13 protein-coding genes and 1 other RNA gene are annotated in these 13,348 nt (G+C 67.2%); 3 read left to right on the top strand and 11 right to left on the bottom strand.

Annotation, left to right across the window (positions count from 1 at the left end):
• Positions 1–106: 106 nt before the first annotated feature.
• Positions 107–1,831: a SulP family inorganic anion transporter gene (locus E3T48_RS08535; protein WP_134523631.1), complete on the bottom strand. Its 1,725-nt coding sequence runs from the start codon at positions 1,829–1,831 to the stop codon at positions 107–109.
• 182 nt (positions 1,832–2,013) lie between these two features.
• On the opposite strand from E3T48_RS08535, the gene E3T48_RS08530 reads away from it, so the two are divergent.
• Positions 2,014–4,497, top strand: a complete 2,484-nt coding sequence (locus E3T48_RS08530) for a bifunctional YncE family protein/alkaline phosphatase family protein (protein WP_134523630.1) — start codon at positions 2,014–2,016, stop codon at positions 4,495–4,497.
• A gap of 90 nt (positions 4,498–4,587) precedes the next feature.
• Here the strand turns inward: E3T48_RS08530 and ssrA are convergent.
• The 5 genes from ssrA to prfB form a co-directional block, all read right to left on the bottom strand.
• Positions 4,588–4,962, bottom strand: a transfer-messenger RNA (tmRNA) gene (ssrA, locus tag E3T48_RS08525).
• 390 nt (positions 4,963–5,352) lie between these two features.
• On the bottom strand, positions 5,353–5,829 hold the full coding sequence (smpB, locus tag E3T48_RS08520) for an SsrA-binding protein SmpB (protein ID WP_134509681.1): 477 nt from the start codon (positions 5,827–5,829) through the stop codon (positions 5,353–5,355).
• A gap of 81 nt (positions 5,830–5,910) precedes the next feature.
• The gene (gene ftsX / locus E3T48_RS08515; RefSeq protein WP_134523629.1) at positions 5,911–6,825 is read right to left on the bottom strand and encodes a permease-like cell division protein FtsX; all 915 of its coding nucleotides are present in this window, start codon (positions 6,823–6,825) and stop codon (positions 5,911–5,913) included.
• Positions 6,822–7,979 (bottom strand): cell division ATP-binding protein FtsE, encoded by a 1,158-nt coding sequence (gene ftsE / locus E3T48_RS08510; protein WP_134523628.1) that lies wholly within the window; start codon positions 7,977–7,979, stop codon positions 6,822–6,824. Before ftsE ends, ftsX begins: the two co-directional genes overlap by 4 nt.
• Before the next feature lie 77 nt (positions 7,980–8,056).
• Entirely contained in the window at positions 8,057–9,169 is a 1,113-nt protein-coding gene (gene prfB / locus E3T48_RS08505; protein ID WP_134523627.1) for a peptide chain release factor 2, read from the bottom strand.
• A gap of 73 nt (positions 9,170–9,242) precedes the next feature.
• Between prfB and E3T48_RS08500 the strand changes: the two genes are divergently transcribed.
• Together E3T48_RS08500 and E3T48_RS08495 are read left to right on the top strand one after the other, a co-directional pair.
• A complete protein-coding gene (locus tag E3T48_RS08500; protein ID WP_134523626.1) occupies positions 9,243–10,511 on the top strand; it encodes an MFS transporter in 1,269 nt (422 codons plus the stop codon).
• A gap of 38 nt (positions 10,512–10,549) precedes the next feature.
• Positions 10,550–11,038 (top strand): nitroreductase family deazaflavin-dependent oxidoreductase, encoded by a 489-nt coding sequence (locus E3T48_RS08495; protein WP_134523625.1) that lies wholly within the window; start codon positions 10,550–10,552, stop codon positions 11,036–11,038.
• Here the strand turns inward: E3T48_RS08495 and E3T48_RS08490 are convergent.
• From E3T48_RS08490 to E3T48_RS08470, 5 genes are all read right to left on the bottom strand, one after another.
• Positions 11,016–11,657: an EamA family transporter gene (locus E3T48_RS08490; RefSeq protein WP_134523624.1), complete on the bottom strand. Its 642-nt coding sequence runs from the start codon at positions 11,655–11,657 to the stop codon at positions 11,016–11,018. The genes E3T48_RS08495 and E3T48_RS08490 overlap by 23 nt on opposite strands.
• A gap of 86 nt (positions 11,658–11,743) precedes the next feature.
• Entirely contained in the window at positions 11,744–12,253 is a 510-nt protein-coding gene (locus tag E3T48_RS08485) for a pilus assembly protein TadG-related protein (RefSeq protein WP_134523623.1), read from the bottom strand.
• A complete protein-coding gene (locus E3T48_RS08480) occupies positions 12,250–12,765 on the bottom strand; it encodes a hypothetical protein (RefSeq protein ID WP_241986737.1) in 516 nt (171 codons plus the stop codon). The genes E3T48_RS08485 and E3T48_RS08480 overlap by 4 nt, the downstream gene beginning before the upstream one ends.
• Positions 12,740–13,144, bottom strand: a complete 405-nt coding sequence (locus E3T48_RS08475) for a TadE/TadG family type IV pilus assembly protein (protein WP_174844143.1) — start codon at positions 13,142–13,144, stop codon at positions 12,740–12,742. Before E3T48_RS08475 ends, E3T48_RS08480 begins: the two co-directional genes overlap by 26 nt.
• A 9-nt stretch (positions 13,145–13,153) precedes the next feature.
• Positions 13,154–13,330 (bottom strand): hypothetical protein, encoded by a 177-nt coding sequence (locus tag E3T48_RS08470; RefSeq protein ID WP_338145232.1) that lies wholly within the window; start codon positions 13,328–13,330, stop codon positions 13,154–13,156.
• Between the last annotated feature and the right edge of the window lie 18 nt (positions 13,331–13,348).

Raw genomic sequence — 13,348 nt, 5'->3', positions numbered from 1 at the left:
CGCCGGTCGAATTCGACGGACATTTTCGGATAAACGCCCGAAAATTGCGCTCTCACGGGCGTTCAAGCCAAAATCTCCGTCGAATTCGACCGGACGTCCGCCCGTATCACGCCTCCTCGTCCCACTGGGTGCCGTCGAGGTCGCCGCGCAGCGTGCCGGTGGCCGCGTCGACGGCCGCGCCGACGGTGTCGGCGAAACGCTCAGGCGGAAACCGTCCGTTCAGCCCATAGGCGCGCAGGTGGTCCTTGACGGGGCCCTTCATCTCGGCGAAGACGAGGGTGATCCCGCGGGAGGCGAGGAAGTCGTCGAGTTCGAGCAACTCGTCGACCGCGGTCGTGTCGATGTCGGTGATCGGCTCGGCCGCGAGAATGACGGTGCGCACCCCGCTGCCGGCCGCGGTCACGGTCGCCCGCACGTAGTCGTCGAAGATCCCGCCGTTGGCGAAGAAAAGCGGCGCGTCGAAGCGCACGATCACGACGCCGGGCAGCCTCTCACCCTCAGGGTGCCTGGACAGGTCGTGATAGCCGCGAAGGCCCCGGATGCGGCCGAGTTCGGCCCGGTAGGGCCGCCAGGCATGGCTGACGAAGGCGCCCAGCGACAGTGCGATCGCCACCGCGATGCCCTCGATCACCCCAACCACCAGGACGCCCAGGAATGCGGCTATCGAGAGACCGGCATCGACCTTGTTCATCCTGACGAGCGCGACAAGTGCCTTCACATCGATCAGCCCGGCCGCGGCGACCATGACCACGGCGGCGATGGTCGCCGCCGGGAGGTACCTGGTCACATCGGGCGCCAGCAGCATGAACACCAGGATGAGCACGGCCCCGACCACACCGGTGAGCTGCGTGCGTGACCCCGCCTTCTCCGCCACGGGCGTGCGCGACGACGACGCCGAGATGGGAAAGCCGCCGAGCAGCCCGGCGGCGATGTTCGACACACCGATCGCAGCCATCTCCTGACTGCCGTTGACGTTCTCTCCCCGGCGTGCCGCGAACGTGCGCGACAGCACGGCGGTGTCGGCGAACGCGATGAGCGCGATTCCCAGGGCAGGGGCAATCAGCGCGGCGACATCCGCCCAGCCCAGCCCACCGAGCGCCGGCGCCGGGAGCCCCTTCGGCAGTGCCCCGACGACGCGCACGACATCCTGCAGCCCAAGGAGAACGGTCAGGACCGTGGCGAGCACAACGGCGACGAGCACCCCGGGGATCCGAGTCCGTCCCCGGGAGAACAGCACGATGAGCCCCAACGAACCGAGCCCGAACAGCAGCGCGATCGGGTTGGTCCGGCCGCCCAGGATGCCGGAAAAGATGGAGACCGCGTCGCCGACGGGTGATTCGGACTCGATCGAGAAGCCGAGGAACGCGGGCAGCTGCGACACGATCACCAGCAAGGCCAGGGCGTTGAGGTAACCGACCCGGATCGGCTTGGAGAGCAGGTCGGTCACGAACCCGAGACGCAGGACCCCGCCGACCAGGAGAATCACACCGACCATGATCGCCAGAACCCCGGCCAGGGCCACGGCGCGACCGTCATTGCCGATCGAGAGCGGCACGATCACGGCTGCGATGATCGGAGCCAGCGCCGAATCGGGGCCGAGGACCAGCACCCGGGACGGCCCGAACACGGCGTAGGCGGCCAGCGGGATGATCGTGGCGTACAGGCCCGCGGCCGGCGGAAGACCCGCAACCTCCGCGTAGCCGATGCCCACCGGGATGAGCATCGCCGTCAGTACCGCTCCCGCGCGGAGATCGGGAAGCAGCCACGCGCGCCGGTAGCCCAGCGCCGTGTCGATTCCGGGCACCCACCTCCGCAGCCACTTCACAGCCATGCACCTCCTCCCACGGCCCCATTCTGGCGCACCGGCTTGGTTCCTACCGCCAACCGGCCGGGAATTGGCTGTGGACCTCCGACAATTCCAGCCAGCCCCTGCTCTCGAACGTCGTCTCGCGTTCATCCGGAGTCTCGACGAACGGCGTCGGGGCGTCTTATCGCGTTCCTAGCGTGGGGATCATGACGATAAAGACATCCACCGGGCTGGTCGCCCTACTCCTGCTCGGCCTCGTTGGCGGGATTGCCGCCGCGGCCATAGCGCCCAATGTTGCCGGTCCGCAACAGGACGGAACGGCGCTGACACCGGTGGGCCAGCTGGTCACACCGATCGGCCGGCAGACGAACCTGGGCGATCTCCCCCTGAACTCCACTCTCTCCCCGGACGGGAAGACGCTCCTCGTCAGCAACAACGGCCAGGGCACACAATCGCTTCAGGTCGTGGATGTGGCGGCCGGCGCGGTCCTTCAGACCCTCCCTTACACCTCCCCGGAGTCCCTCTACATGGGACTCGCCTGGAGCCAGGACGGCACGAAGGCCTTCGCCAGCGCGGCGGCCAATTCCAAGATCCGCACGTATTCGTATGCTGACGGTGTCCTCACGGAGGGCGCCTCCCTTCCGCTTCCCACCGTTGCCCCCGACGGGACCGCCCTGAACCTCTTCCCGGCCGGCCTGGCACTGACCCCCGACGGGACGCGTCTGGTCGTCGCAGACCAGCTCGCTGACGCGGTGTCCGTGATCGACCTCGGCACGGGCGCCGTCGTGACAACACCCGTCGGCCACCGCCCGCTCTGGGTGACACTGGCCGCCGACGGACTCACCGCATATGTGACCAACCAGGGTGCCGCCACCGTGTCAGTGGTCAGTCTGGCCGACGCGGCACCCGCCGTCACCGGCACCCTGATGGCAGGCCTGCATCCGAACAAGTCGGTGCTGGCCTCGGATGGCGGCCACCTCTATGTGGCCGACGGGGACGCCGACACAATCTCGGTCATCGACCTCGCGGCAGGAACCACGTCGTCGATCAGCGTGTCACCCTCGGAGGACTCACCGGTCGGGTCGAACCCCACCGGGCTGGCCCTCAACACCGACGGATCCAAACTTTTCGTCAGCAACTCCGGCAACAACGACGTGGCGATCGTGGACCTCGGCACGCAGACCGTCGACGGTGTCGTGCCCGTTGGGTGGTACCCCACCTCCCTGTCCTTCGCCGACGGCCGGCTGCACACCACGAACGCCAAGGGACTGGGCGCCGGACCCAACAACGCTGCCGGGCGTCCTGACCCCGAGTCGAGTGCGGCGACGGCGGAGAACCAATACAGCGGCTCGATGATCACCGGCACGTTGAGCAGTTTTGAAGTTCCCGTGGCCGAGGACCTGAAGCGGGCGACCCGGCAGGTCGCCAGCAACAACCGCTCCGCGAAGGCGGAGGGTGAGGTCATCCCCCGCAAGCCGGGCCAGGACAGCCCGATCAAGCATGTGATCTACGTCGTGAAGGAGAACCGTACCTACGACCAAGTGCTCGGCAGCCTCGGCCGGGGCAATGGGGACCCGGCCTTGAACCTCTTCGGCGATGAGTCTGCCCCGAACGTGCGCGCCCTGTCGAAGCAGTTCACCACGATCGACAATTTCTACGCGGACGCCGAGGTCAGCGCGAACGGCTGGAACTGGGTGGCATCGGCGAACTCCAACCCGTACGCGGAGCAGATGTGGCCGGCAAACTACTCCGGCCGGAAGGCCCCCTACCCCAGCGAGAACGCCGACCCCGAGATCGCGGCGCAGGAACCCGACAACACGTATGTCTGGCAGCGCCTCGCCCGGGCCGGCGTCAGTTTTCGCAACTACGGCTTCTTCGTCAGCCTGGCCGAAGGGCAGGCCGTGGCCAAGGATCCGGTGCTCGACGCCCAGACCGACCACGCCTACCGGGGCTATGACCTCTCCTGCCCCGATTCCGCGGGCACGTTCGCACCGTTGAAGGCGGACTGCGGCACGTCCCGGATCGACGAGTGGTCCAGGGACTTCGCCGCCAACGTGGCCGCAGACACCGTGCCGACTGTGCAGTTCGTTCGACTGCCCAACGACCACACCCAGGCCACCCGGGTCGGGAAACCGACCCCGAAGGCCTACGTGGCCGACAACGACTTCGCCTTGGGTCAGTTGGTGGACACCGTGTCGCACTCCCCGATCTGGGGTGACACCGCGATCTTCGTGACCGAGGACGATGCCCAGAACGGGCCAGACCACGTCGACGCGCACCGCACCGTCGCCCTGGCGATCAGCCCGTACACCCAGACCGGGAAGGTGGATTCCACCTTCTACAGCACCGCATCGATGGTGCACACAATCGGGCTGCTCGCGGGCATCCAGCCGATGACCCAGTTCGACGCGTTTGCGACGCCGATGAGCGCATCGTTCACCTCGACCCCCGACAACAAGCCATATTCGGCGATCAGGCCCAGCTACGACATGACGACGGTCAACGCCGCGAACGCGCCGCTGGCCGGACAGGTCGAAGGGGAGAACACGGACACCGAGGACAGGATCGACGAGCAGCTGTACAACCGAGCCATCTGGAAGTCCGTGCGGGGAGCCGGTTCGACCATGCCGACACCGAAACACCAAGTCATCGGTTCGGGCGCGGCGGCCGGGACCGACGACGACGATTGATCGAACACGTGAGAATGGCCCGGATCCCCGTGGGGATCCGGGCCATTCTCTGTCGATCTTCTCGAAACGACAGCGTGTGATCGCGACCGATGGTGGAGATGCGGGGAATTGAACCCCGGTCCACTGCTGTGGTCATATGCCTTCTACGGGTGTATCCAGTGAAATCGTTCTACTCGGCTCCGGAATTTGACACTGTCATCTAATCCGACAAGCCCAGCCCTCGTTCAAGTCCCCCCACACCCCGCGGCTCAGAGTGGGAGCAAGCTCTCTAAATGACGTCAGGATCCGGGTAGGGAGCATTCCCGGTCTGGCGGACTTCTTAGTGCGCTCGCTTAGGCAGCGAGGGCGAAGTCAGTGCGGTTTGAATTGGCACTTATTGTTTTGCAGAGATCGTTTACGAGATAACCCTGCATCCTCGACCCGCTTCTCATAATTGCGCAGGCAATGTCGAAACCGATCATCCCCATACGCACTCGACGCCATCGCCCGGCTTGCCGCCGCGCTGCACTCGAGTGGGTCACTATCACACGCTGTTGAGTTTCCAAGGCTGCGCGGCCCGTCCTGATGAACGCCCCGTGCAGCCTTTAACTCTACAACAGAAACCCTCCCCCGTCGAGACCCCGCGAACCACGTCACCGGGTCTCGACAAGCTCGACCACCGGAGGTCGAGCCCGTCGAGACCCGGACATCGAGCCCGTCGAGACCCGGACATCGAGCCCGTCGAGACCCGGAGGTAGAGCCCGTGGACCACCGGAGGTAGAGCCCGTCGAGACCCGGAGGTCGAGCCCGTCGAGACCCGGAGGTCGAGCCCGTCGAGACCCGGAGGTCGAGCCCGTCGAGACCCGGAGACAGGACCTAGTCGCCCAGGTTCTTCCTCGCCGAAATGGCCCGGTCGGACTCACGCTTGTCCTGGCGTTCCCGCAGGGTCTGGCGCTTGTCGTATTCCTTCTTGCCCTTGGCGACCGCGATCTCCACCTTGGCGTTGCCATTGCTGAAGTAAATCCGAAGCGGGACGAGGGTGTAACCGCCCTCTTTGGTCTTGTGGCTGATCTTGATGATCTCCTGCTTGTGCAGGAGGAGTTTGCGCTTGCGCCGCGGCGGGTGATTGGTCCAGGTGCCCGCCTTGTACTCCTGGATGTGCACGGCATCCAGCCAGACCTCGCCGGACTCGATGAACGCGTAGCCGTCGACGAGGGACGCGCGGCCGGCCCTGAGCGACTTGACCTCGGTGCCGCTGAGCACCATCCCGGCCTCGTACGTCTCCTCGATGAGGTAGTCGTGGCGTGCCTTGCGATTGGTCGATACGACCTTCTCGCCTTGTTCCCTGGGCACGGCCTACTCCTCAACGATGGTGGGTGTGGCAGCCCTGTGACGGCCAGCCCACCAGTCTAGCGTGCGGGTGACGCTACCGGATCAAACCTTGAGATAACGGGTGATCGCGAAGTTCGCCGAGAAGGCCGCCAGCACGGCTCCGACCACAAGCAGAATGGGCACCACGACGAGGGCGTCCGGCATCCCCACCAGCGAGAAGCCTTTGAGACGTTCACCGAGGTAGCCCTGCACGAACCAGTTCACGATGCCCACGATCGCACCGCCGGCCAGTAGTGAACCGAGCAGCGCCGCGAAGACGCCTTCGAGGATGAACGGGGTCTGGATGAACCGGTTCGAGGCTCCGACGAGCCGCATGATCCCCAACTCCCTGCGTCTCGAGAACGCCGAAAGCCGGATCGTGGTGGCGATCAGCAGCGCGGCCGCCACAAGCATCAGCGCGGCGATCCCGATGGCGGTGTAACTGGCCACGTTCAGCACCGAGAAGATCTGGTCGAGGTACTTGCGTTGGTCGGCGACGTTCTCGACCCCGGGAATGCCGGACAGGCTCTCCACGAGCACATCGGACTGGGACGGGTCCTTCAGATTGACCCAGAAGGTCTGGTTGAGCTGGTCCGGCGTCACGTAATCGGCCACCGGGTTGCCGGCGAACTGCTTCTTGAAGTTCTCGAACGCCTGGTCGTGCGTTTCGAAGTAGTACTTGTCGATGAACGGTGCGAGGGTCGGCGACACGAGCTGGGCCTTGACCGCATCGATCTGGTCTGCCGACGCCTCACCGGCCGTGCACGTCTCACCGGGCGAGATCGCCGTGCACATGTAGATTCCGACCTGGGCGCGGTCGTACCAGAAGTTCTTCATCTGGCCGATCTGCATCTGCATCAGGATGGCCGCGCCGACGAAGGTCAGCGAGATGAAGGTCACGAGCACGACCGACACGACCATGGAGGCATTGCGGCGCAGGCCGTTCGCCGCCTCGGAGAGCACAAGTCCGAGTCTCATCGGGTGGGCCCTACATTCTGTTCGCCGGACTGGTCCGTTTTCTCGCCGGGGGCACGCAGGCCGAGTTTCTCTGCGAGCGTCAGCTGTTCGGGCACGTCGTGCTGAGTGACCGGCAGCGCCGGCCGTGCCATCGGGCGTCCTGAGTCGGCGGACGGCGCCGGATCCGGTTCGACGTGCGGAAGGGGCATACCCGTGTCGGCGGCGATGACGGCAGCCTGTTCGCGTCCTGCCCTGGTCGGCGCGGGTCTGTGACGCACGGCGGGCGCGGCGACGGGTTCCGGGGCCGACGGGAAGGTGAGCGGCTCGGAGGGCGCCGGCGCGAAGACCGAAGCGAGCCGTGGTGCCACGGCAGGGGCCGGCGTGTGAGCCGCAGGGCGGTGAGCCACGGGGACGTGAGTCGCAGGGGTGTGAGCCGACTGGACGCTCGCGCGCCGGTGGGCTCCGGCGCCTTCGGTGATGGTCGGAATCGCCGCGGTGGCATAGCCACCCTGACGCTCGTCTCGCACGATCTTGCCGCTGGCGAGTTCGATCACGCGACGTTGCATCTGGTCGACGATGCCGGCCTCGTGGGTCGCCATGATCACCGTGGTGCCACCGGCGTTGATCCGCTCGAGCAGGGCCATGATCCCCGCGCTGGTGGTGGGGTCGAGGTTTCCGGTCGGCTCGTCGGCGAGCAGCACCTGCGGTTTGTTCACGATGGCGCGGGCGATGGCCACGCGCTGCTGTTCACCGCCGGAGAGTTCATGCGGGAACCGCTGTGCCTTCTCGGCCAGGCCGACCATCTTCAGGGTGTCCGGAACCGCTTCCTGGATGAATCCCCGGGACTTGCCGATCACCTGGAGGCTGAACGCCACGTTGTCGAAGACCGTCTTGTTCGGCAGCAGGCGGAAGTCCTGGAAGACGACGCCGAGATTGCGCCGGAAGTAGGGCACCTTGCGGTTGGAGATCGACCGGAGGTCCTGGCCGAGCACGTGGATGCTGCCGCTGGTCGGTCGGTCTTCCTTCAGGACCAGGCGCAGGCAGGTCGACTTACCCGAGCCGGACGCACCGACGAGGAAGACGAACTCGCCGCGCAGCACTTCGACGTCGATATCGTCCAAAGCGGGTCGGTTCGTTCCCGGATACTTCTTGGTGATGTGGTCAAAACGGATCATGGCCCTTTGAGCCTAAGCAGGCATCCGGGTTTTTCCTACTGCGACATACCGAACCGCAGACACTGTCGGAAAGCGATTCAGTCCTTCGGCGCCTGTTTACGCCAACGGATGCCCGCGGCGATGAACGGGTCGAGGTCGCCGTCGAATACCTGGCTGGGATTGTTGGTCTCGTAGTTGGTGCGCAGGTCCTTGACCATTTGGTACGGCGCGAGCACATAGCTGCGCATCTGGTCGCCCCAGCTCGCGGTGATGACGCCCGCCAGTTCCTTCTTGGTCGCGGCCTCCTGCTCACGCTGCAGGAGCAGCAGCCGGGACTGCAGCACGCGCATGGCGGCGGCGCGGTTCTGGATCTGGCTCTTCTCGTTCTGGCAGCTCACCACGGTTCCGGTCGGCAGGTGGGTGATCCGCACGGCGGAGTCGGTCGTGTTCACCGACTGCCCGCCGGGGCCGCTGGAACGGAACACGTCCACCCGGATGTCGGTGTCGGGGATCTCGATCGATTCGGTCTGCTCGATCAGGGGCACGACCTCGACCGCGGCGAACGACGTCTGGCGCTTGCCTGCCGAGTTGAACGGGCTCATTCGCACGAGCCGGTGCGTGCCGGCCTCGACGCTCAGGGTGCCGAAGGCATAAGGGGAATCGACCTGGAAGGTCGCCGACTTGATGCCGGCCTCCTCTGCGTAGCCGACGTCGAGCACCTGCACGGGGTAATTGTGCTGCTCGGCCCACCGCAGGTACATCCGCAGCAGCATCTCGGCGAAGTCGGCCGCGTCGACGCCGCCGGCGCCGGAGCGGATGGTGACCACCGCGGGGCGCTCGTCGAATTCGCCGTTGAGCAGGGTGTGCACCTCAAGGTCGCCGAGCACCTTCTGCAGGCTCGCGAGCTCGGTGGTCGCTTCCTGAGCGGATTCCTCGTCGCCCTCACCGTCGTTGGCCATCTCCACGAGGACTTCGAGGTCGTCAAGGCGGCGTTCGATGCTCTCGATGCGGGCGAGCTCGGACTGGCGGTGGCTGAGCGCGCTGGTGACCTTCTGGGCGTGCTCGGAGTCGTCCCACAGGTCGGGGGCCCCTGCCTGGTCATTCAGGTCGGCGATGTCGGTGCGCAGTTGGTCGATGTCGATCACCGCCCGGATGTCGCCAAAGGTGGCCCGCAGTGCGGCGATCTGCTCCGAAAAGTCCAGCTCAATCATGTCGGACCCCAGCCTACCGGGCCGCTCCGGGCAGACCATGGCCGTGCGGAGCCTGAAGTAGCATCGAGGAGTCATGAGTAACGCCGAACGCTCCTTCAGCCTGCGCTCCGTTGCCTTCGCCGCATTCCTGCCGACCCTGCTCTTCTCGATCGGCGAGGGGGCTATCATCCCGCTCATCCCGATCGTCGCCAACAATCTCGGGGCATCCCTCGCCGTGGCCGGGCTCATCGCCGCCATGATCATGGTTGGCGAGCTGATCGGCGACATTCCCAGCGGCTGGGTGGTCTCCCGGATCGGCGAGCGCAATGCGATGATCTGGGCCGCGATGCTCTCGATCATCGCCGTGCTGATCTGCATCGCCGCACCGAATCCGCTCGTCCTGGGACTGGGCATCTTCCTCGTCGGGCTCGCGACTGCAGTGTTCGCCCTGGCCCGCCACGCCTTCATGACCACGTATGTCCCGCTCGCCTACCGGGCCAGGGCGTTGTCCACCCTCGGCGGCATCTTCCGGGCGGGCTGGTTCATCGGCCCGTTCATCGCGACGGGCCTGATCCGGTTGACGGGCAGCACCCAGTCGGTGTTCTGGGTCTTCGTGGTCTGCTGCCTCGGTGCGGCCGCCATGCTGCTGCTGCTGCGCGACCCGTCGAGCACCTTCGGCGCGCCCGAGCTGGCCGTCGCCCCGGACGGCACGACCCGCAGCGCGGGCGAGGAACTGGCCGCCGAGGAATCCGAGGGCCTCTTCCGCACCATCTGGAGCTACCGGGCCGTGCTCGGCAAGCTGGGGACCGGGGCGGGCCTGATCGGCGCCATGCGCGCCACCCGCACGGTGCTCCTCCCACTCTGGGCGGTGAGTATCGGCATCAACGAACCCGACATCGCGCTGATCATCGGCATCGCAGGCGGCATCGACTTCGCCCTCTTCTACGCCAGCGGGCAGATCATGGACCGGTTCGGACGATTGTGGACGGCGTTGCCGTCGATGGTCGGGCTCGGGGCCGGGCACCTCGTGCTCGCGTTCACGCACGACCTTTCGACGAACGTGGAGTGGTTGATCGCGGTGGCGATGTTCCTGTCCCTGGCCAACGGGATCGGCAGCGGCCTGCTGATGACCCTCGGGGCGGACCTTGCCCCCGAGACCAACCCGGCGCCCTTCCTCGGCGCCTGGCGGTTCACGGCCGACCTCGGCGGGGCCGCCGCTCCCCTGGCGGTGTCCGGCCTGACCGCCCTGGTCTCCCTGTCGCTGGCCAGCGGCGTGATGGGGATCTTCGGCCTGTTCGGGGCGGTGCTGCTCGGACGCTACATTCCGCGCTACGCGCCCCGCCGCCCGCGCCCTCGCCCGTAGCAGGAATTCCGGCCGGTCCGATGGCGTTGAATGGTGACATGCCACTGCAGGGAGAATACGAACCGAGCCCGCAAAAATGGGTGCGCGACCAGGTTGAGCTCTACGAGGGCTCCGGCGGCACCGAGGGAACCACGATGCGAGGGATGCCAGTGATCGTGCTGACCACCGTCGGCGCGAAGTCGGGCAAGCTGCGCAAGGCCCCGCTGATGCGGGTCGAGCACGAGGGCCGGTATGCCGCGATCGCGTCGCTCGGCGGCAGCCCGAAGAACCCCGTCTGGCACGCGAACGTGGTCGCGCATCCGCTCGTGGAGTTGCAGGACGGCCCGCGGAAATGGGACATGCTCGCCGGGGAGGTCACCGGCGCCGAACGGGACGAATGGTGGGTTCGGGCGGTGGCCGCGTATCCCGACTATGCGGACTATCAGACCAAAACCGACCGGGTGATCCCGGTCTTCGTGCTCGAACCCGCGCCCGCGAGGAGTTCGACCTCTGCTCCCGCAGACGTCACGAGATGCCGCCCGCGGTGATCTCCAGATCGGATTTCGGGCGTTCCCGCTGGGTGGCGATCGCCACCCCGGCCGCGACGCACACGACGAGAATCGCCACCTGTTGCTGCAGCAGGAACGTCTCCCCCAGCACCAGGGCGCCGAACAGCGCGGCGATGACCGGGCCGACGCTCGTGATGATCGCGTAGAGCCGAGGGGTGATCCGGCGCAGGATGTAGGTGTCGAGCGTGTACGGGAACGCCGACGAAAGCACCCCGACCGCGAGGAGCAGACCGAGGACTGCCCAGTCCAGGCGGGAGTAGTCGACTGTGACCAGGGCGAACGGCACGAGCAGGGCCAGGCTGACGACGCTCGCCACCGAGATGCCTTCCAGGCCGGGGAAGGTCACCGCCACCCGGCGGGTGAGCAGGATGTAGGCCGCCCAGGCAGCCGCTGCGGTGAGGGCGAAGAGCATGCCTGGGAGGTTGAGCTCCCCGGTCGACCAGGTGAGCAGGAAGACCCCGACTGCCGCGGCGCTCGCGCAGACGAAGTCAATCGGCCGACGCGACGACGCCAGGGCGAGGGATGAACCGAAGTTGATGCTGACCTCGGTCGCGAGCTGTGCACCAGCGCCGTTCAAACGGTCACGCCGGGCGGTCACGGTTCTCCTCGTCCGCACCCGGTCGGGCGCGCTTTTCGAGAGTACCGGGTCGCCGGTCCCGATTCGGAACCGGAAGTCGTCCCCGGTTACCGGAACACCGACCGCGCGACGGCGGTGACCTCCAGCGGCACACCCTCCGGCAGGAAGAAGGCCAGAACTGGGGGACGCCAGACCGCGCCCAGCGCGACGGTCGCGCTCTGCCCGTCGGTCGAGCCGGCCCCGGTCAGTTCCACGCCGGCGACGCCGCCGTGGGGCGCCGTCGCCAGGTAGGCCTCGGCGGCCACCCGCACCTCCTCGGACCGGAGCGCGGGCCGCGGGACCGGCCCGGACGCAAGGTCGGTGACGCCCACCGCGTCGAGCGAAAAGGACTCGGCGCCGGCGAGCGCCGCGCCGTCGGCCAGGGTGAGCAACCGTTTGCGCTCCAGGTAGAGCGAGCTCGCGGCCACGACGACGAGGATCAGGACCAGGGCGAGGAAGGCGTAGAAGATCGTCAGGATCAGGGTCGAGCCCTCTTCGTCCGATCCGGTTCTTCCCCGGACGCGCCGGATCGCGGCGAACCTGTGGCCACAACGACCGACCGCGGGTCGCGATATCATCCCGCCCTCCGGAACCGGGACACCGTCTGGGTGGCCACGGCTTCAATCGGGATGCTCGCCGCGCTTCGCAGGGACAGCAGGTCGGGGACCAGCGGCAACGCCACGCGAATCCGCACCGTGACGGTCACCGTGCTGCGCCTGGCCAGGCAGCCTCCGTCCCCGCAGTCGATTGTGACCGCGGCGCGGTCTCCGGGGATGCCGTAGTCGTCCAGCCCGACCTGCACCGCGCGGATCGCCGCGGCGCGGGCCGCGGCCTCGTCCGGCGCCTGCACGTACACCCGGGCCGCCTGCCGCGCGGCGCCCTCCACCGCGAATGCCCCACCCTGCAGCGCCGACATGGCCAGCACGAGGTAGACGAGCGGGACGAGGAGGATCGATCCGGCGGTGATGAACTCGAGTGCGGCCGACCCGTCTTCCCCGGCGAGGAATCCGGTGCCGGCCTGCCGAAGCCTGGCATTCCGCATCCGCTCCGGGCGGCCGGTCCGCTCAGTCCAGGCCTTCCACGACGGCATGCCCGACCACCTCCAGACCGCGATCGAGTCCGAGGAGGCCAAGCAGCGGGAGCGGGGCGATGACCCGAACCTGCACACTCGGGAAGCCGTCGTATTCGCCGTAGCCGGCGACGACATCCGTGGCGTATCCGGGTCCGAGCGCCACGGTGACCAGTTCCCGGGTGCGCGCGACGCCCTCGGCCAGGCTGCTGTCAGCCAGTGCGGCGAAACGTGCTCCCTCGGCCGCCGCGTCGAGTGCGGTATTGCGCACGTGCAGGGCGAGCGCAAGTTGCATGACAGTGAGGGTCAGCACGGTGAGCAGCGCGCCCACCAGCACGAATTCGGCCGCCGCCGAACCTCTGTCGCCGCCCAGGCCGGATGCGCGTCGGAAGAGGGCCATGATCCGCGGTCAGAAACCGCTGACGCGGTCGATTGCTTGCTGGAACACCCCGCTCAGGGCGGGGCCGGCCAGACCCCAGATGATGATGACCAGGCCCGCGGTCATCAATGTGATCAGGACCCAGCCCGGGACGTCCCCGGTGTCGTCGCTCCACAGGGCCCGGAAACGCCGCCGCAATGTGGTCATCATGCTCCTCTTTTCCGT

The sequence above is a fragment of the Cryobacterium fucosi genome, assembly GCF_004403515.1.
GTDB classification, from domain to species: Bacteria; Actinomycetota; Actinomycetes; order Actinomycetales; family Microbacteriaceae; genus Cryobacterium; species Cryobacterium fucosi.
Note: the sequence above shows the minus strand (reverse complement) of the source record. Positions and strands in the feature narration are given on the sequence as shown.

Coding starts and splice junctions, on each gene's coding strand:
- E3T48_RS08535 (WP_134523631.1), bottom strand. CDS start 1,831: ATGGCTGTGAAGTGGCTGCGGAGGTGGGTGCCCGGAATCGACACGGCG.
- E3T48_RS08530 (WP_134523630.1), top strand. CDS start 2,014: ATGACGATAAAGACATCCACCGGGCTGGTCGCCCTACTCCTGCTCGGC.
- ftsX (WP_134523629.1), bottom strand. CDS start 6,825: ATGAGACTCGGACTTGTGCTCTCCGAGGCGGCGAACGGCCTGCGCCGC.
- ftsE (WP_134523628.1), bottom strand. CDS start 7,979: ATGATCCGTTTTGACCACATCACCAAGAAGTATCCGGGAACGAACCGA.
- prfB (WP_134523627.1), bottom strand. CDS start 9,169: ATGATTGAGCTGGACTTTTCGGAGCAGATCGCCGCACTGCGGGCCACC.
- E3T48_RS08500 (WP_134523626.1), top strand. CDS start 9,243: ATGAGTAACGCCGAACGCTCCTTCAGCCTGCGCTCCGTTGCCTTCGCC.
- E3T48_RS08495 (WP_134523625.1), top strand. CDS start 10,550: ATGCCACTGCAGGGAGAATACGAACCGAGCCCGCAAAAATGGGTGCGC.
- E3T48_RS08485 (WP_134523623.1), bottom strand. CDS start 12,253: ATGATATCGCGACCCGCGGTCGGTCGTTGTGGCCACAGGTTCGCCGCG.
- E3T48_RS08480 (WP_241986737.1), bottom strand. CDS start 12,765: ATGCCGTCGTGGAAGGCCTGGACTGAGCGGACCGGCCGCCCGGAGCGG.
- E3T48_RS08475 (WP_174844143.1), bottom strand. CDS start 13,144: ATGGCCCTCTTCCGACGCGCATCCGGCCTGGGCGGCGACAGAGGTTCG.
- E3T48_RS08470 (WP_338145232.1), bottom strand. CDS start 13,330: ATGACCACATTGCGGCGGCGTTTCCGGGCCCTGTGGAGCGACGACACC.